Genomic DNA, 18,783 nt, shown 5'->3' with positions numbered 1-18,783 from the left:
GCCCGCCTGTAAAAATTGTGGTGCATAAAATGGAGTATACTGCGCTTTTATGGCTTATTTCCTGCCGATGCTGTAGGTGTGGTCAGGTATATTGGAAATGAATAAAAGGTCGCAGACGGATTCTCTAGAAATTTTACGTGCAAGAAAAACTATGCCACGGTGTATACATAAGATAGCATTTCACCTTCTAGGGAGTGGGGCTTAGCATGGGTTCAGGAGATTTGCTGTCCGCAATCAACAATTGGCTGTGTTGGCTGCGAGAAGAGAGGAGGTATTCTCCCAACACTGTTGCTGCTTACGAAAGAGATATCATGGATTTTTATCGGTCCGTCTGTGGCGAACCCTGCGAGCGTTCTGTGAGTTTGCAGGAGGTCCAAGAGTTGCGCTCAGCGGAGTTTAGAAGCTGGCTGGCTGACAGATTTAAGCAGGGAAAACAGTCTGCATCAAACGCCAGAGCCATTTCCGTTGTGAGAAGCTTTTTTCGTTATTTACACCACAAGTGTGGCATGAAAAGCTCAGTCGTCTTCAATATTTCCAAGCCTATTGTGCGCAGGAGCTTGCCTAAGGTTTTGGAGGAGCCACAAATGCGTAAAGTCATGGAAGAGCCGGAAGATTTACACTGGACGCACAGACGAGACTTGGCCGTATCAGCGCTGTTATACGGCTGCGGCCTTAGGATAAGTGAGGCGGTAAACATAAAGTTTTGCGATCTGAGGCAAGACGAATTACGCGTGCTGGGTAAGGGATCTAAGGAGAGAGTAATTCCCATTTTGCCATGGGTACGATGCATTATTGATGAGTATGTAGCAAGCTGTCCACACCAACGGGTGCATGGCGCGTCCAGCACCGAATATGTTTTTGTCGGGCTGCGAGGCGGCAGATTGTCCAGAACCTACTTTGCATACAGAATGAAAGGGTTGCGCAGGCGCATCGGGCTTCCTGAGACGACCACCCCTCACACGCTCCGGCACAGTTTTGCAACGCACCTGTTTTTGGAGGGTGCGGACATCAGAGTGGTGCAAGAATTGCTTGGGCACGCCAGCCTTGCCACTACGCAGGTTTATACCCATTTGGACTACAACAGCGTAATAGAAAATTACCGAGGATTTCACCCCCAAACTATAAAGAAAAATGGCCTAACTTAGGACTACTCCGTGGCCGTCGCGCCGCACCACGCTTCCAATGGTATATGCATCCTCACCGCTTTTCTCCAGTGTTTTCAACACCTCGCCCGCCGCATCTGCAGAAGTTATGAGTACCATGCCGATACCGCAATTGAAGGTTTCGAACATCTCTGCTGAAGGTATTTGGGCTTCTTTTTCCAACCACGAGAATATATCATGTTGCTTCCATGTCCCTAGCCGAATGTGTGCCGCCAGATGTTCCGGCAACACTCTGGGTATATTGTGAACAAACCCCCCGCCTGTAATGTGGGCCACGGCTTTTACCATATGCAACACTTGCAATACCGGCCGTACGTATATCTTTGTTGGCTCAAGCAACACGCTCGCCCAGGTGGCGCCATCTGCAAAGGGACATGGGTTATCGTAAGCAATATTGCAATCCTGCAGGGCACTTCTTACCAACGAAAAGCCGTTGGAGTGCAGCCCTGAGGAAGCAAGGCCGATAATTACATCTCCTGTGCGAATCTGGTCAGTACGCGGTAATATCTCGCTCTTCTCGACTATCCCAACGGCAAACCCTGCCAAGTCATAACACCCAGCTGGATACATGCCGGGCATCTCTGCCGTCTCCCCACCGATGAGCGCCGTATCTGCGCGCCTGCACCCCTCCGCAATTCCTGAGATAATCTCTAACGCTGTGTCATAATCAAGGCTGCTGGTGGAAAAATAATCCAAAAAAAACATAGGTGTCGCGCCCTGCGCGAGTATATCATTGACGCACATGGCCACCAGGTCTATGCCTATGGATTTGTGGTTTTTTGTCTGCTGTGCAATAAGTAACTTGGTGCCCACGCCATCTGTGGAGGAAACCAACACCGGACAGCTGTATTTTTTGCCATTACCGGGGGAGAAAGGATCATACAACGCACCGAAGCCACCTATGTCTGAAATTGTGCCACGGTTCGCGGTGGATGACGCTATAGGCTTTATAGCTTCTACGAGCTTGCTAGCCAAGCCGATATCCACGCCGGAATCTGAGTACCTGCTCATAAACTCGAATACCCCCATCCCGATAGGGTAGCACCAGATGTAACAAACCGATACAAAAATATTTATTGATTAACTTCTATGCTGCTATAGAATACACGCTACTTTACGTGAGACTTCGGAGTCTGTACTAGATGAGTACTGATGATGAGCAGAGTGTTGGGGTTCTGGCCAACATGGAAGTGCTCTCTGCCAGGCTGTTGCACGACCTGGCCGGTTCTGTGGGTGCTATGGTGAGCTACGTTGAGTGCCTGGTTGAGGATCCTGAATCTGAAGGTACGCTTCGTTCGCTGGAGGAAGCATCGGAAGAGATCATAGCAAGGTTTAGGTTGCTGCGCCAGGCGTACAGCTTGTCGGAAGACAATGCCAGTTTTGATAAAACCCAGAGTAACATTAGGCAATACCTACAGAAAAGGGGTGTTGCTCAGCTGCTTTGGGAGGTTGAAGCGCAGTTTGCTGACGCGGAGCTGGTGGAGAAGGTCAACAGATTGTTGGCGCACATTGCGTTGCTATCTGTTATGCTCATGGTGCGGGGCGAGGAGGTCGCTGTTTCTGTTGTTGATGCTGCCGAAGAAGGGAGCGTGCGGTTGAGAGCAAAACTCAAGGCTGACGAAGTTGCAATGCATCGGGACATAGAACGGGTGCTCGTCTATAGAGATATAGATGCGTGCCAGCTGAATACAAGAAATATTCAGGCCTATTTTATGTCATTATTGTTAATGAGGTACGGCGCAACTTTTTGTTATGACGCCTACGATGCAATTATAGAGATAACACTGCCTCATTAGACTGCCAACTGTGCGGAGGTTTGCTCACCGGCCGAACAAACAAACCTGTGCTGCCGGAGCCTGCACGCATACACAGTGTACAAACCCGGTGGTGAGCTGCTGTTGTCTCGGCGCTAGTGGTCAACCGCTTATCTCACTGCACACGGCTACACTCCGGGCCCCCGTTACCGTCTCTGTAAGGCTCTACAGCCGCGGATGCATGGCCTTCGAAACGGCCGCTTCCGCTCTTGTAGCGCGTCACATAACCAGCTTAACTGACTGCGTTTCTTTTTGTGCCGCAAGCAACGTATTCTTCAAACCTGTTACCATAGTCTCCAGCTTAGAGCCTTGCATCTGAGCATATGCGGCAGAGGCTGTGGCTGGAGGCGAACAACGGGATGACAGCTTGTCGCATACCCTCCCGTGGACTCTTGAAATTGCAGAATAAGCGTTGGCGTTGTCGCATCCCAAAAGAATGAACACAAATCTACGCTCTCCGAAATACCCAGAAATGTCCGTGTACCTGATGTTTTCACTGATAGTGTCGGAAAGCGTCCTGTCTAGCATCTCTGCAAGGCTGCTACCACTGCTATGCGCAGTTGGATCCGCGGCGATCATGCATATAATCGCATTAACCCCGCTGCTATTTGCGAAGTCCAACACCACACCTATCTCGGTTGCTGTGGATGCCTCATCCATTATGCCGAACGACTCATGCATAGTATAGCGAGCATTTTCCCGCAGCTTGCCCGCCCTGAATTCATCGAGCTTTTGGGATAGACTCGTGTCGCGTATTAGAATTTCGTAATTCAGCACCCCCCGGCTAGAGGTCGTCCGGAAGATTTTTGGCCGCACGGAAACAGGCTGCAACTTACTGTTTAGCAGCGTGAACCCACGGATTTTTGAAACGACCTCAGAGAGGTCTGTGCCATCATCTGTGAACTCCAGGTAGCTGCTGACTATGTCCTTCGTTCTGGGATCTAATATGGAGTATAGCGAAGCACCGACTACGGACTGTGTGTTATCAAAACCCAGAAGCGCTAAGGCGCGCTCATTAATGCCGGAAATTGACACGCTCTGCGCGTCATTATCCTGCCTTACAGAAATAACAAGATCATCGGCTCTTCGAGCTATGACAGAGTCTTCCATGTTCCATCCAGCCGCGATTTAAGATCAACAGACGCCCCGCCACCGCAGGGCGACTATAGAATAGCTTCAGAGTGTTACCAATGCGTTAACCATTGCAGCCGCCGATGGTGTGCGAAACTGTTGAGCAGGACCACTACGACGAGAACTCTGTGCCATATACCGCGCACAAAGCCACAGATGTGAACGCACAACGGGCACCTGCCGGCCGTTCTAGCTGGGAACACAGAGCAGGCGGTTAGCGCTGCTAAGCACCGGCACACTGGGCCGATTCTCGGCTGCTGTGGCTCCAAAGCTCCTCCAGGCGGTAGTATGATCGCACTTCTGGCCTGAATATGTGTACTATAACGCCTTCCATGCTTATGACGACCCAATTACCGTCACGTAACCCTTCCACAAGCACCTTTCCAGATTTAGACACCTTCTTCTTTATGTGTTCGACCAGAGATTTAACATGTGTTGAAGAATTGCCAGATGCTATAATCATGTGTTCAGTCAATTGACACCTCCCCGCAACATCGAGGACGACTATGTCACTAGCGCTATGTTCGTCAAGGACGGCAACTACGGAGTCTTTTAGCTCGGTATACCCCGGCACTGAGAAACCTCCAAACAATTTATTCGCGCATTATACCACATTGTAGTTTTGCTCGCACAAAAGCGACGCGCACGCACAAATTTATTACCACAAACTTGTACCTGTACATCGCTCCTGTGGTTGGTGGACAAATGATAAATGGAGTATCTCTGTGCTTTTTACTATCATGATGCTGCCAAACGATGAGGCTATATGAGGGCATTTTTCATTTTCACGCTGTGCTCTGCGCTCATACTGTCCCCGGATGCGTTGTGCATGCGCGTATTCAGGGATAGCGAAGTGGAGAATGTTGTGAAAAAAATCAGCACTCCTCTGTTTGCTGCAGCAAATGTTGATTCCAGCACCGTGAGGGTTTTTGTAGTTGACGACTACTCCATAAACGCGTACGTCTCCTCAGGCGGGGATCTTTTTATACACAAAGGGCTGATACTTTTCTCGAGGGACCCCAGCGTGATTGTGGGCGTAATCGCACACGAGATTGGCCACATGTCGCAAAATCATATCGCAAAAAGGGGTAGTGAGGCGCGTAGCGGTGCAGTGGCTGAGGGAATAGGGTATGTTTTAGGTATGATAGCCTCCTTGGCCGTGGATCCTAGAGTGGGAGAGGCCATAATTTTGGGAAGTAGCACAATTCACCAAAGGGAGTTTTTGGCCTATAGTAGAGCACAGGAGGAGGTTGCCGATCAACGCGCCCTGGAGTATCTTGACGCGGCTGGCTACACCAGCGACGGCTTGATAAAGGTTTTGAATCATTTTAGCCAGAAGGAATCTCATCTAGTAGAGGCGGAGAAGGATCAATACCTATCAACCCACCCGGTTAGTGAGCACCGTTTGGCGAAGGTTAGCAGCTATTCGAGGAGTAACGCGGTTAAGGGCTTTTCTGATGACGATATAGCCAGCTTTGGGCGCGTTGTGGAGAAGACAGAGGCGTTTTTGACACCTGTGCAATTTCTTGAGCGTGGCACACTATCCCCATACATGAAGTCTATACTCAACTACAGAAAGGCTAACACGGATGACGCCCTCAGGGAGCTGGGGCTCTTAATCGAGGCGAAGCCGTCCGACCCGTACTTGTATGAAATGCGCGCCCATATTTTCTACAAGCTTGGTCGGATAGAGGAATCTGTGTCAGACTATAAAACCGCGCTTGGTCTGCTTCCTGAAAACTCTATGATAAAACTAGAATTGGCCCAGGCGCTGATGTTGAAAGATCCTCATGAGACGCTTCAGTATTTAGAGCAAGTGTCTTATCAAGAAAAAGAAAACCCATTGGTCTGGAAGAACCTTGCAATAGTTTACGGTAGAACTGGCAATGTTGGCATGTCCTATTTTGCCATGGCTAACAGATTTTTCGTCGAAGGTGACAACAAGAAATTTGCAAAATATGCTGCGCTGTCCAAAACGTACCTGAAAAATGGCAGCGTGCAGCTGCGAGTTATAGAAGACATGGAAGAGGTGCGCAAAGCACGGTAATGTAACGCCTTTCCTGCAATTGAGCAGCGAGTTAATAATTCTTTGTTTACTACCATGGGTTAAGTTGTGCACTATACATTCTATGCGTCAGGGTTGCTGTGTTCGGAGTGTGGAAAAAATCCGGGTTTTGTTGCATAGTTGCTTGTGCGCTGCTATCCTCGTGTATCACCACGGAAGAGCATGCACGCAGGGCCGTATATGAGCCGCCCGCGAGTGTTGAGGGTAGGGCGTGTGTAGCGCGGTGTGCACATACCAGGAATGACTGCTACAGGAAATGTCAAGACAAATCCCAAGAGTGTGAGGCGCGGGAATCTAGGAACAGTGCCTCTCGGTACATCGGTGGCATTATGGACATGCTCGACGGCTTTATTAAGAGGCAGGAGGAGCGTGACAGGATAAGTTCGTGCGAAGCGCGGAAGAGCGCATGCATTTCCAATTGCAGTTCAGACACTTTTTGTGCCTTCAGGTGCGAATCTCAATATAGATGCACAGGTGGCTCCTTCAAGATAGGTATTGGCAAGCCTACCTTCAGGGATAAAAGAGATTCCTGCAGCACGCGACGCTGCGACGCCCTGTGTAAAAACGACTATGATGTATGCTACGTAGATGAATGTGGTGGCAGAATATACGAGGCACAACAGGAACCGAAACCACGGCCAGATAGTGGTGGCAGCCAGGCTAGCGGCTGATAGTCCCCTCGGCTGTAGTAAGGCCTCGTTACAGAACGTACAACACGATCCGAGGCTATGTACGGGTGCAGCTCAGCGGGCCGTACTTTTTGACCACATCTACTTCCTGCATTGACGATAGAATAGTTTCTAGCGTGGTTTTGAGCACAGTATGGGGGAACCTAGCGCAGACATCGCATGCTGGTACGAGGACGAAATCTCTTTTGTGCATCTCCTTGTGCGGTATAGTGAGGGCGTCACTCTGCATCGACAGGCCATCGTACAGTAGTATGTCCACATCTATAGGTCTTGGGCCCCATGTTCCAGTGTTGCTTCTTCCCAAAGTATACTCCACGCGCTTTATGCACCCCAGCAGCTCATCTGGAGACAGATTTACGTAGCCACACATTACCATGTTGAGGTACGGCATGTCCCACCAAGTAGGTGCCCCATCCGGTAGCAAAGCCCTGGTTTCGTATATATACGAACAATGCCCGTTGTAGATGGGGAGCAGCCTGACAGCAGCCTCTAAATTGTTCTTTCTCGAGCCAACGTTGCTACCCAGTGCCAGCACCACCACGTCTACATTTCCGTTGTTTGTTGGAACATGCAAGGCATTGTTGCATTGCCGCGAAATTTTAGCGAGTGATTTTTGAGCTTGCCATCTAACGCATTGGCCCCATATGTCCACCTGTGGGGCGTGAGGCTTTAATCTTCCAGGGCAACCTATACTGCTAAAATGCGGAGCCGTAGGTTGGCGGGTATAGGTTGGTGGGTACAAGTTTTATGCGTATTGTGCCAAAGTTGGAAGCACCCGCGGTTCTATAGCCGTACAGTAGGTCTGGGTAGACGTTTAACTATGTGCATCAAGTGTGCGTATTAGTACGGTTTATGTATCGCAAACGGTGTGCACAATCTCACCAATGCGCCGCAATGCTAGACTGTAAATACGCGACGTGTCGCATCCGTGCCGCATTGCGCATCATGAGTGTGTGGTTCAAAGTTGTGGCTACATAACAGCCGTGCACGTGGTTCAAACGTGTGAGGTTGACGGTGCTGCTCGGCCTAAGGCCGCCAGCCTTGTGTAAATCTTGCGTATGATGGCCCGCGGAATGCTTCTCAACTGTATTGGGCTATGATTTCGCCGGTTCCACTATAAGTTTTCCGCACAGTGGTCGGCATAATGGCTATTGCTGAACGCTTTGTAGCTGGCTTCGAGGTCATGCAGACACACTTCTGCAACGTCTGTAATTTTTAGCATATAATCTTTCGTGGTTCTGCCTATGCGCGCATGCGGGACTTCTGAGAAGATTGACTCAAACTCTGCGCTGCGGTCTTCATGTACAGTTACGATTATCCTGCTTTGTGATTCTGAGAACATAATAGACTTTTCCCACATTTCATCTTTCGGTATTCCGCTTGTAGGCACTGCAGATAGGTCTATTTCGGCGCCAAGCCTGCCCCCTATGAGGGCCTTGGCCAAACCAACTGCCAGTCCACCGAGGCCTGGCGCGATTGCGGAGGCTATTATGCCGCGGATTGTGGCATGGTGGAACTTACGATACATCAACTTGGCAGTTTGTGCATCTACTGAGGGAACGCTACCACTATTTAGTCCGCTATAGGCCTGATATTCTGACATGCCAAGCTCGTTATAGGTGGTACCCAGGATGTAGATTGGGTCCATTCCCTTGACGTGGGGCGAGATAGCACTTTCTACATTTTCAATAATGCCAAGCGTGGAAATCAGCAGAGAGGGCGGAGCGGAAATACGCACCGGTTGGCCAGCGCTGTTATACCCGTGAAAATCGTTGAACATGCTATCCTTCCCAGATATGAAGGGCGTACCAAACGCAGTAGCATAGTCATAACAAGCCTTGGCTGCCTGCTTCAGTTGCCAGAGTCTGCCAGGTTCGGTTGCGCTGCACCAGCAGAAGTTATCGATGAGTGCAAGGTGGTCTATATTGCCCCCTACTGCAACGTAATTGCGTATTGCGGTATCAATGGCGCAAGCTGCCATCCTGTAAGGATCAACCTCTCCGTATCTACATCCAAACCCCTGAGACGTGACTACTCCTCTTTTGGATGAGGGTACAGGGCGAAGGACTACTGCATCTCCACATATTCTGCCCGCGCCCTGTAGCGGTTTTATGACGGAAGACCCCTGTACTTCATGATCGTACTGCGAGATTATATACTCTTTGCTGCAGATATTTTTGCGCCCAATAATGTTGCGCAAATCCTCCGCTACTGAGGTGTTTGTTCTTAGCTCTGACTGTTGTTGGGTGTAAAATTGTTTTTCAGTAGTAAGGGTTAATCTAGGAACGCCGTTGTGCAGAAAGCTTGTGTCTATGTCCATGATGACCTTACCATTGTACGTGACAACTGCCCGTCCAGTGCTGTTGAATTCTCCAATGATGCTGATTTCTACGTCATGCATTTGCATAATTTCTGCAAGTTTTTGATACTTGCTGGGAGGGACAGCAAGCGTCATCCTCTCCTGAGATTCAGACACCCATATTTCCCATGGTAGCATGCTTTGTGTTTTGAGGGGGACCTTGTCCAGCTCAACATTAAATCCTCTCACGCCCATTTCACCGACGGAAGAAGAAAGGCCGCCTGCCCCGTTGTCTGTTATTGCATTATACAGCCCCAAATCCCTTGCCTGCTTGATTATTGCATCAGACAGTTTTTTCTGTGTGATAGGGCTACCTACCTGCACCACAGTAGCGCCTATTCCCTCTCTTAGCGCATGTGAAGAAAACGTGGCACCGTGGATTCCATCTCTTCCCACTCTACCGCCAACTACCACTATGTAATCTCCATCCTGCACGGTCTTGACATGTGCTGGCAGCCCACAGACTGTGCGTGGTATAATCCCAATGCTGCCGACAAAAACTAGCGGCTTGCCGCAGAATCTGTTATCGAAGTATGATGTCCCAATGGTGGTTGGGATGCCCGAACAATTTCCTCCCGAGTTTACTCCCCGTATTACCCCATCCGCAATTTTCCGCGGTGGCAGTATCTCCTCCAAGCACTCCCGGTCTCTGTACAGCTTTTGTTCCAGGTTGTCTGCAAAACAAAAGTGGTACGAATTCATAATCGGTTTTGCGCCCATACCGAACCCGATTATGTCCCTGTTCACGCCCAGAACACCAGTTTCTGCTCCTCCAAATGGGTCAAGAGCGGAGGGGCTATTGTGCGTTTCCACCTTGGCTACTACGAGAAAATCGTCATCAAATGTTATGGCTCCGGCATTATCGGAGAAGACCGATATGCACATCGGTGAGTTTATGTCGGAAGTTGCGCGCTTTATGCAGTGTCTGTACAACCCCTCTTTGATCTCATCTATCTGGGCGGAAAATATATTGTGCTTGCAGTGCTCTGACCACGTCTGCGCCAGGGTTTCTAGCTCTATGTCGTTTGGTGGGCGGTTTTCGCCATCAAAGTATGTGCGAATGGCGTGCATGGCCTCCAAGGACAAATTGAGCGGCCCGCGTCCGTCAATCCCGTGCTTGCTAATTTTTTCAAGCTCCTCATCGCTAACATGCAAGTCTACCGCACGTACGTCCTCCTCTACCCCCTCGCCCACAACATCAGGGGCCATGATGAATGGTATCGGGTGCGGGGTTATAATAGGGTTTGCTATTGAGCGGTTAATGGCGCACACATTTTTATTGCCTAGGAATTCTACTTCAAAAACACCTTCTGCTTTCGTGTGTACCAGCTTACAGTACTGCACCAGTGGATTGTAGTTGCGTGCAGTGCGGTCTGGCTCTTCTTTGAAGAAAAAATTCTCCGACGTTCGGACCAGGACGTCTTCAATGCATAAAAAATCACGAATTATCTGAGCCGCCGAGTTTCCCACGTTGTCGGTCATCCCGGGAAGGTATCCTATCTCCACTGACCAGGTTGCTCCTAGAATTTCAAATAAGTCATAAGGTTTGCCAGATTCTATATTTCTGTACCCGTGTGCTCCAGGTGCGTACATATCGTGTTCGTATATAAAAGCGTAGCACTTGCTAGTTGTGTTGTTTGATAGTAGGCCTCTGACGCGTAAAACGTCTTCCGTGCCTATTTTGTTTGGGGTGCGGACAACATATGCGAGTTTTCTGCTGGGGTCAAAGATGTCATCAACCGCAATTCTGAATATCATACGGCGGCCACCGTGTTTGAGGAACAGCCCCACATTATTGCAGATCATTAAATTTTTACATAGTCAAAAAGTCTGCTGCAGTTGTGGGTGGCGCACGTAAAAACACGCACCAGCCGAGCGGGAACTGCGGAGCCGATGTGCTACAGCGCAGGATACTCTGTGAAGATGCAACCCATGAGCGTCTGTTACGTGCCGATGGATTACATGCGGACCAGGTGGAGATAAGCCGGATTCTGTTTATGTAGCCATTCATCTGGGGCAAGCATCGCTACTTACCTCAAGCGACTTACCCGGGTAACATGAGAGAAGACACAATACCCTTCTTAGCCTTGCTCCTGGTGGTGGTTGCCTGGCTGCTACGTGTCACCACGAGCACGGTGCGCTCTTACCGCACCTTTTCACCCTTACCTCGTAGAGGCGGTAATTTTCTGTGGCCCTAACCTAGGGTTACCCCCGGCAGGAGTTACCTGCCACCATCTTCCCTTGGAGTCCGGACTTTCCTCTGTACAACGCGGCACAGCGGCTACTTCTCCACCTGGGGCCCGATTCTATACAATACCGCGGAGCCGCGCAAGCCTATGGTTTGTGATACCCAGCCACGCAAGCTCCGGTTTTATTGTATTCTGTAACCACAGACGTGGCGGACCTCACTACACTAAGCATCTGCATGAGTGACGTTCGCTTGTGGCGCTGCCACCGCGGCCAACGGACTGCATGACAAGCCCGTGGAAACACGCCAAGCCGGGGTATATCTAGATGGAGGAGGGAGAGGTATTCACGCAAGCTGCGCATCGGAAGTGGTGCAAGCCGCACGGGAAGGCGTGATTCCTAACTGCGAAAACAGCCGCTGGTCGTCTTCTGGTCTGGCATTTGGCGTGGTTAGAAGCTTCTCGCCACAAAATATGGAGTTCGCTCCTGCCAACATACACAGCGCCTGCATCTCTTCCGACATTTCCCCCCTTCCTGCTGCAAGGCGCACGTAGGACGCGGGCATCATGATGCGCGCAACCGCGATGGTGCGGACGAAATCAATATTGTCAATCTTCGGGTTGCCTTCCATAGGGGTGCCCTCGATCGGAACGAGACGATTGATTGGTACAGAGAGTGGATGTTGCTCCAAATTTGCTAGAGTCACCAACATACTTGCCCTATCCTCGGTGCTTTCACCCATACCCAGTATTCCTCCACAGCAGACTTTGATGCCCGCTTGCTGGACATTGCGCACGGTCTCCAGCCTCTCCTCGTACGTACGTGTGGTGACCACGTTGTGATAGAATTCGCGGGAAGTGTCCACGTTGTGGTTATAAAAATCTAGGCCCGACTCCTTTAGTTTTTGTGCTTGATCGAGCTTTAACATGCCCAGGGACGCGCAGCTCTCCAACCCTTCGCTTTTTATTGCTTCTACGAATTGGCAGATCTTTTCTAAATCTCTGTCATGCAAATTTCGCCACGCTGCCGCGAAGCAAAATCTGTCAGCCCCAATTTCTTTTGCCCTCTTCGCAGCTGTTTTGACTTCTTCAACAGTGGATAGGGATTTCTTTTCAAGGCCTGTGTTGTAGTGTGCACTCTGGGCGCAATAGCGGCAGTTTTCCGGACAGCTCCCGGTTTTGATGTTCATGAGCGCCGCGACTTGGACCTCATTATTTCGGAAATTCTGCACATGTACTGAGTGGGCCTTGAGTATGAGGTCGCTAAACGGCATACGGAAAAGCTCCAATGCCTCCTCAAGCGTCCAATTATTTCTTATCACGCTTTGAACACTCCTTATCGTGTTTGCTACTATAGCGCCTGAAGGACTCACTCATAGCCTCAAACTCATCGCGGCTTACAAAGCCCATGTCTCTTATACAAGACTCAGCCTTGCGCCTAGCAGCCATCTTTCCCTCCGCCAACGCCCCCGAAACCAGGCCGAGCACGGAGACGCCCAACCTGACACAGTCACGCAGAAGCAGGGAGAACATACGAAAAAACGGCGAAACCACGACATTGCGGATTCTATAAGTACTGCAGCGCGATGTCAATCACCCCCAGGTTCTTTTATGCCAAGACGCACTTGACAGCCCAGCCTGGCTTCTGATACGTGCGGGAAGCTATGTATTGACTGTACCCTATGGGCGACACCTAGTATATTCTGCCTCCCACGACCCCGATTATGTGATCAACGACGTTATCCTGACCCAGGGGAAGCAAGCACTGCCTTATTTTTATATCACTGCCATCAGCGGTCGTCTTTTCTGATTCTTCTATCAACGGGCGCTGGTTGTCTACCACTGATTCTAGGTAATCAAATAGCCCTTCGACTATCTGCGGGAAGAAAATAACTATATTTTCTGATTCTGAGTAGTACCTAAGGTCAGATTTATAAAGCCTCACAGACTCCTCGCCCGCGTATACGCATTCGTATTTTCTGCCGTCATCAGCAACTTTGACTTGAAGCATGAAGCAATAGGGCCAAATCTCCATGATGTCTGCCGGATCTATTTCTTCTTTCGCAGGAAAATTCCTACCATTGCGCAACTGGTCCCAGTATGAACACAGTATGTTTATTGCACGTCTCTCCGACACATATTCTGACATCCGGTACTCGCTATCCTTGCAACAACTCTCGGACTCTACATCAGAGATATTTATTTTTCCTTACTTGCCCAAAAATGTTTGTGGCATCTACTGCCCGTCCAGCGCGGCACTTTGGCACGGATGCCAGAGATTGACCACTCTGGTCAACACATGTCGCGTTTATCTAGCGGCAACCGCGGGCTTGGCAGCTTTTTTTGCACTTTTTGATGTATTGCACGGGGTCTACAGGTTTACCATTGCGCCTTATAGCAAAACAGAAGAAATACCCACTGTCCGCACTCTGGCTAGATTTTGTAATTGTTGCGATCACCTGCCCCTTCTTCACCTTGTCGCCAATCTTGACGTGTACCTCGTGCAGATAAGAATAGAGCGAGATAGTGTATTTGTTGTGTTCCAGTATGACCAAACTTCCATACCACCGGAGACCCTTCCCCACGTACATGACCTTACCGCTTCCTGCGGCTTTGACCTTTGCGATGCCATCTGCGAATATGGCGACCCCGTCATTACAGTAGGGGCCCTTTTCGCCTTCAGCGCCAGATTCTACGACCCTTCCACCATTTAGCGGCATGTCAAACTCACATTCCTTAGGAGGCGAAGGTTTTTTGGGCCCTTGCTTGAGCTTTGCGCTTGAGGGGGGAGCACCACGTGTGGATATGTCTCTCACCAGCAACTTGCGCTTCGGTGCAGCCGTTGTTGCCGCCCCCCTGTCGCCGTAATCCCTCGTTAGGTGGTAATCAGCATTTTCATCGCGTTCCCGATTTCCATAAAACTCCTCACCCCTGAGGGACACAGGAGCCGGCTCCTGAGTGAAACAGCCGTACAGAAGGAAGCTAGCCAGTATTAATGCTACTACACGCACATTTGTAAGTTGATTGCCTCACCATTCGCTGTATCATAATGGACTCCTGAGTACTTGTTAATGATTATTTCTAGAGGTAGGCGCGCGTGTTGGGTGATGGTCTGTGTATGGAGTTTCTCAATGTAACGGAGCGCGCAGCGATTGAGGCGCACAGATTTGCGGGTAGGGGGAACGAAAAAGATGCTGATAAGGCAGCGGTTGATTCTATGCGTTCCACGCTCAACAAAATGTGCATCAGCGGGACAATAGTCATTGGGGAAGGTGAGAGAGATAACGCTCCTATGCTGTATTCTGGAGAAAAAGTCGGCATTGGGGGCCCAGCTTTAGATATAGCGGTTGATCCATTAGAGGGTACTACCACATGCGCCCTGTACAAAGATGGTGCAATGTCTGTTATTGCGGTGGCGCAATCCGGGTGCTTATTAAAGGCGCCAGATGTCTACATGGATAAAATAGCTGTCGGTCCGGGGTTGCCTCATGGGGTAGTATCCCTGAGTGGCGATCTGAAAACGAATCTACATAGCCTATCGCACGCGAAAGGATGTGCCGTGTCTGGTTTAAGAGCCGTAGTGCTAAACAGGGATAGGCACGCCGCTTTAATAGAGGGCCTAAGGGAGCTGGATGTCCGCATAAAGCTAATAGACGACGGTGACCTATCTGCTACGCTGTCACTGATTCGCGAGGAGAACGACATTTACCTCGGCATAGGGGGCGCACCTGAAGGTGTGCTTTCTGCAGTCCTGCTTGCAGCTGTGGGCGGGCAGATTGAGGGAAAGTTGGTTCTCAATACAGATGCGCTGCGTGAAAGAGCGAAAAGCGTGGGTGTGGAAGACATGGATAGGTCGTACGCGACCGGTGACATGGTGCGAGGGGAGGCGTTTTTCATAGCTACCGGGGTGACCGATAGCTTGATAATGAGGGGGATTTCGCGCAGCGAGGGTGGATGCGTTACTGCAGATTCAGTAATCTTCTCCACGTTGGGTGTTATTTCACGGGTACAGAGAACATTTTACAAACCCCCCGCCGGGCCTGTTGTGCGCGCTCAGCGCTAGCGAACTGTAAAACCTTTACGGGCCCGCCGCCGCACTGGGCGCTGGCACACTGCATGGGTGAGGGCTACATCCGCACTGGGGCTCCAGCACAAATTGCGCGAAAGGCCCCCGGATATAGGGGTGATCTCAAAAAGCTACGTGGACGTTTGCTGTGGATGCTGGTCACGCGTGGAGTTGCGCGCATGGGTGGGTGACTCCGTGATTCTCTCAAATAGGCTGCTGCGGTCTGTGCGCTGCAACTGCCATATCTAAAACGAACACAGCAGCGTCTATGACCAGTAAAAGAATAGGGATGTGGCAGGCGGCAGCTTGCTAGCTATTTTGGTGAGATGCTCTACCGCGGCACCGTAGGTGTATTATGATATTGGCAATCGCTGCTGGGGTTATGCCAGGAATCCTCCTAGCAGCTCCTATGGAAAACGGCTGCGCACGTTGCAGCTTTTCCTGCGCCTCCTTGGATAGGCCGTGAACCTCGGAATATCTTATGTCTGCCGGGATGGACGCATTTTCCTCTTCTAGAAACGACTGTATGTCTGCTGCTTGGCGTTGAAGGTATGGTGCGTACTTCCCCTCGATGCCCACTGCGGCTAGCGCGGCCCTGCTGAAGGAATTCAAGCTTGGCCACAGTTGTATGAGGATGTCCATGGTTATGCTAGGATGACCCAACAACTCAAATGCAGTTTTCTTCTCTCCGTTCTGGGATATGAATATGCCGCACTTGGACAACGTGTGTGGGGTTATACTGGTTCGATGTAGCTCCTCAACCAACCTATCCATCTCTTGCTTTTTGTTGTACAGAACACCAAACCTCCTTTCCGAGACAAGGCCGGCATTGTATCCCATTTCGGTGAGTCGCATGTCGGCATTGTCGGAACGTAGCCGCAGCCTATATTCCGCTCTAGACGTGAACAACCGATAAGGCTCACTGGTGCCCAGCGTGACCAAGTCATCAATCATGACCCCAATATATGCTTCACTCCTCTTCAAAACGAACGGAGCATGGTTCTGAGAAAGCGACAGTGCCGCATTGGCTCCCGCTACAATTCCCTGGCCAGCCGCCTCTTCATACCCGGTTGTGCCGTTGATTTGCCCTGCGAAGTACAGCCCCTTGATCTTCTTGGTTTCTAATGTGTGATGCAGCTCTCGCGGATCCACGAAGTTGTACTCGACCGTGTACCCGTGGCGCAACATCCTAACATTTTCCAGGCCCCTTATGCTGCGTAGCATTTCCAACTGCACGTCTATTGGACAGGAAGTCGAAACGCCGTTTGGATATACCGAGTTGGAATCTAACCCTTCTGGTTCCAAAAACACCTGGTGGCTTTTGTGTTCTGGGAATCTTCTAACCTTCTCCTCTATGGAAGGGCAATACCTAGGTGCCGCGACGTCCACTAATGATGCACAGGAGGCAGCGAGGTGCAAATTGTTCCTGACGATCTCGTGCGTTTTTGTATTCGTGTGGGTAATGTAACATGAGACCTGCGGCAAAACGATGGCATCAGATAGAAAAGAAAACGGGGTTGGGACTAAGTCACCCTTCTGTTCCGCTGTGGCTGACCAATCTATGCTGCTTCTGTCAATTCTTGGTGGTGTACCGGTCTTCAACCTACCCAACATGAAGCCGTGTGCGCATAAAGCCTTTGCCAGCCTTGTGGAAGGTTTATCTCCCATCCTGCCGGCCGGTATACCCTTATCTCTCCCCACATGTATCATTCCCCCGAGGAAAGTCCCCGTAGCCAGAACAAGCCTCCTTGTGTGCAGAACTTTCCCACAGGACAGCGTGACTGACGCAACACACGGGCTTCCCGCTTCGTTGTCGGTTGAAAAATCTATCACTGAGGCTTCCAGAACTTCTAGGTTCTTGTAACCCAGAACGATATCCTGCATAGCCGTCCTGTAGGCATCCCGGTCCGCCTGAGCTCGCGGCCCCCAGACTGCTGGGCCCTTGCTCTGGTTGAGTATGGTAGAGTGTATGCTTGCTTTGTCGATAGCTTGCCCCATCAACCCGTCAAGCGCATCTACCTCCCGCACCACGACACCCTTGGCTACACCCCCGATTGCGGGGTTGCAGGACATTTCGCCTATTGAACCAATTTTATGGGTAATTAGCAGGGTCTTCGCACCAACGCGCGCCGCGGCTGCCGCGGCCTCACACCCCGCATGCCCCCCACCAACCACTACGACTTCGTAGCTTAGCACAACAACCAACCAGATGATATAGAACACTAGATGGTAAAAAGTAATATAAGACGTGTCAAATCGTGCTAAACTCCCGGTGCCTTAGGTTGCGAGCGTCAATATAGCGCATGAATTTAGTAGTCTTATCCGGATATGGGCTGAATTGTGAGGAGGAAACCCTCTTCGCGTTTATGGAAGCAGGGCGGTTTTTAAACGCCAGTGTTTCTGGGAGAGTAATGCACATCAACGAGCTGTTGTTGAATCCCAAATGTCTCAGAGAGTTCAACACTATGGTGGTCCCCGGCGGATTTTCTTACGGTGATGACACGGGTGCCGGCAACGCGTTTGCCCTGCGTATGCTGCACGGGCTCGGAGAGGAAATCCAGGCATTTGTGGAACAAGATAAGCTGTTGTTGGGGATATGCAACGGGTGCCAGATTTTGCTCAGGGTATTTTTCCCTGACATAGCCCTAGTGCGTAATGATGTCGGTAGGTATCAGTGCAGGTGGGTAAAGGTCAAATCGTGTTGCAGTTCGATATGGCTAAAGGGTATAGACGAGATGTATATTCCTGTTGCGCACGGTGAGGGCAGGTTTTACGCTCCAGACAATGCACTACTTGGGCTTGCGGAGCGGGGCAGCGTCGCGATGAAGTACACAAGGCCTGATGGTGAGCTCGCCGACGGACAGTTTCCACATAATCCCAATGGATCCGCATACGATATTGCCGCACTATCAGGAAATAATGGCCGGGCCCTTCTGATGATGCCGCACCCCGAAAGGGCGGTATTTTTCACTCAACGGTATGACTGGACGGATATCAAAGATGCAAACGTGCGTGCGGGCAAGCCCGTGCCCACCTATGCCGATGGTTTTGAAGTTTTTTGTAACGCTGTTAGGTATTTTGCCTAACTACACCGTATGCAGCTTATACTTTCCGTGCATCACCAAAGCTATGTAATAAGTTGTTATGCAGTGTAGTTGTACACTAGGAATGGGGGAGTAGGCCTGCATGTAGGATATCCCACTTTGTGGGTGCTGGGGGTAGTATACGCCTCAAAATGCAGGGTTACCAAAGCTGCGCACGCTTCCCACACAGGCCTCGGCTTGTGGCTCTAGCGCGGAGAAAGCACAGA

Annotated in this window: 16 protein-coding genes and 1 other RNA gene; 6 read left to right on the top strand and 11 right to left on the bottom strand. The window is 50.5% G+C overall.

What is annotated here, in order from left to right:
• Window positions 1-206 precede the first annotated feature (206 nt).
• Complete coding sequence (locus AMF_RS08775) at window positions 207-1,145, top strand: tyrosine recombinase XerC (RefSeq protein WP_010268268.1); 939 nt, start codon at window positions 207-209, stop codon at window positions 1,143-1,145.
• On the opposite strand, the gene purM is transcribed toward AMF_RS08775, so the two are convergent.
• Window positions 1,137-2,174, bottom strand: coding sequence for a phosphoribosylformylglycinamidine cyclo-ligase (gene purM, locus AMF_RS08770; protein ID WP_010265758.1), 1,038 nt, complete (start codon window positions 2,172-2,174; stop codon window positions 1,137-1,139). The two genes, AMF_RS08775 and purM, sit on opposite strands and share 9 nt — an antisense overlap.
• Before the next feature lie 131 nt (window positions 2,175-2,305).
• On the opposite strand from purM, the gene AMF_RS08765 reads away from it, so the two are divergent.
• Window positions 2,306-2,959: a histidine phosphotransferase family protein gene (locus AMF_RS08765; RefSeq protein ID WP_010265756.1), complete on the top strand. Its 654-nt coding sequence runs from the start codon at window positions 2,306-2,308 to the stop codon at window positions 2,957-2,959.
• 237 nt (window positions 2,960-3,196) lie between these two features.
• On the opposite strand, the gene AMF_RS08760 is transcribed toward AMF_RS08765, so the two are convergent.
• Window positions 3,197-4,087 (bottom strand): hypothetical protein, encoded by an 891-nt coding sequence (locus AMF_RS08760; RefSeq protein ID WP_011114528.1) that lies wholly within the window; start codon window positions 4,085-4,087, stop codon window positions 3,197-3,199.
• Window positions 4,088-4,331: 244 nt separating this feature from the next.
• Window positions 4,332-4,682, bottom strand: a complete 351-nt coding sequence (gene rsfS, locus AMF_RS08755) for a ribosome silencing factor (RefSeq protein WP_010265749.1) — start codon at window positions 4,680-4,682, stop codon at window positions 4,332-4,334.
• Between the two features lie 192 nt (window positions 4,683-4,874).
• On the opposite strand from rsfS, the gene AMF_RS08750 reads away from it, so the two are divergent.
• Window positions 4,875-6,155, top strand: coding sequence for a M48 family metalloprotease (locus AMF_RS08750; protein ID WP_010265747.1), 1,281 nt, complete (start codon window positions 4,875-4,877; stop codon window positions 6,153-6,155).
• Window positions 6,156-6,253: 98 nt separating this feature from the next.
• The gene (locus tag AMF_RS08745) at window positions 6,254-6,844 is read left to right on the top strand and encodes a hypothetical protein (protein ID WP_010268256.1); all 591 of its coding nucleotides are present in this window, start codon (window positions 6,254-6,256) and stop codon (window positions 6,842-6,844) included.
• Between the two features lie 55 nt (window positions 6,845-6,899).
• Here the strand turns inward: AMF_RS08745 and folK are convergent, their stop codons facing one another.
• From folK to AMF_RS08715, 7 genes are all read right to left on the bottom strand, one after another.
• The gene (gene folK, locus AMF_RS08740) at window positions 6,900-7,436 is read right to left on the bottom strand and encodes a 2-amino-4-hydroxy-6-hydroxymethyldihydropteridine diphosphokinase (protein ID WP_241759824.1); all 537 of its coding nucleotides are present in this window, start codon (window positions 7,434-7,436) and stop codon (window positions 6,900-6,902) included.
• 540 nt (window positions 7,437-7,976) lie between these two features.
• Window positions 7,977-10,979 carry a phosphoribosylformylglycinamidine synthase subunit PurL gene (locus AMF_RS08735; protein ID WP_029209887.1) on the bottom strand — a complete coding sequence of 1,001 codons (3,003 nt, stop codon included), beginning with the start codon at window positions 10,977-10,979 and terminating at the stop codon, window positions 7,977-7,979.
• 207 nt (window positions 10,980-11,186) lie between these two features.
• An RNA gene (rnpB, locus tag AMF_RS10155) (RNase P RNA component class A) lies at window positions 11,187-11,518 on the bottom strand.
• Window positions 11,519-11,754: 236 nt separating this feature from the next.
• Complete coding sequence (gene bioB, locus AMF_RS08730) at window positions 11,755-12,729, bottom strand: biotin synthase BioB (RefSeq protein ID WP_010265738.1); 975 nt, start codon at window positions 12,727-12,729, stop codon at window positions 11,755-11,757.
• Window positions 12,716-12,940 carry a hypothetical protein gene (locus AMF_RS08725; protein WP_010268249.1) on the bottom strand — a complete coding sequence of 75 codons (225 nt, stop codon included), beginning with the start codon at window positions 12,938-12,940 and terminating at the stop codon, window positions 12,716-12,718. Before AMF_RS08725 ends, bioB begins: the two co-directional genes overlap by 14 nt.
• Before the next feature lie 160 nt (window positions 12,941-13,100).
• A complete protein-coding gene (locus tag AMF_RS08720; protein WP_011114520.1) occupies window positions 13,101-13,556 on the bottom strand; it encodes a PAS domain-containing protein in 456 nt (151 codons plus the stop codon).
• Window positions 13,557-13,719: 163 nt separating this feature from the next.
• Window positions 13,720-14,349, bottom strand: coding sequence for a murein hydrolase activator EnvC family protein (locus tag AMF_RS08715; RefSeq protein WP_241759968.1), 630 nt, complete (start codon window positions 14,347-14,349; stop codon window positions 13,720-13,722).
• Window positions 14,350-14,525: 176 nt separating this feature from the next.
• On the opposite strand from AMF_RS08715, the gene glpX reads away from it, so the two are divergent.
• Window positions 14,526-15,470, top strand: coding sequence for a class II fructose-bisphosphatase (gene glpX / locus AMF_RS08710; protein WP_044051796.1), 945 nt, complete (start codon window positions 14,526-14,528; stop codon window positions 15,468-15,470).
• 312 nt (window positions 15,471-15,782) lie between these two features.
• On the opposite strand, the gene mnmG is transcribed toward glpX, so the two are convergent.
• Entirely contained in the window at window positions 15,783-17,696 is a 1,914-nt protein-coding gene (gene mnmG / locus AMF_RS08705; RefSeq protein WP_012659062.1) for a tRNA uridine-5-carboxymethylaminomethyl(34) synthesis enzyme MnmG, read from the bottom strand.
• 80 nt (window positions 17,697-17,776) lie between these two features.
• Between mnmG and AMF_RS08700 the strand changes: the two genes are divergently transcribed.
• Window positions 17,777-18,559 (top strand): phosphoribosylformylglycinamidine synthase subunit PurQ, encoded by a 783-nt coding sequence (locus tag AMF_RS08700; RefSeq protein WP_010268224.1) that lies wholly within the window; start codon window positions 17,777-17,779, stop codon window positions 18,557-18,559.
• Window positions 18,560-18,783 lie beyond the last annotated feature (224 nt).

The sequence above is a fragment of the Anaplasma marginale str. Florida genome, from assembly GCF_000020305.1.
Classification (GTDB): Bacteria; Pseudomonadota; Alphaproteobacteria; order Rickettsiales; family Anaplasmataceae; genus Anaplasma; species Anaplasma marginale.
This window is presented reverse-complemented; position numbering and strand designations above follow the sequence as displayed.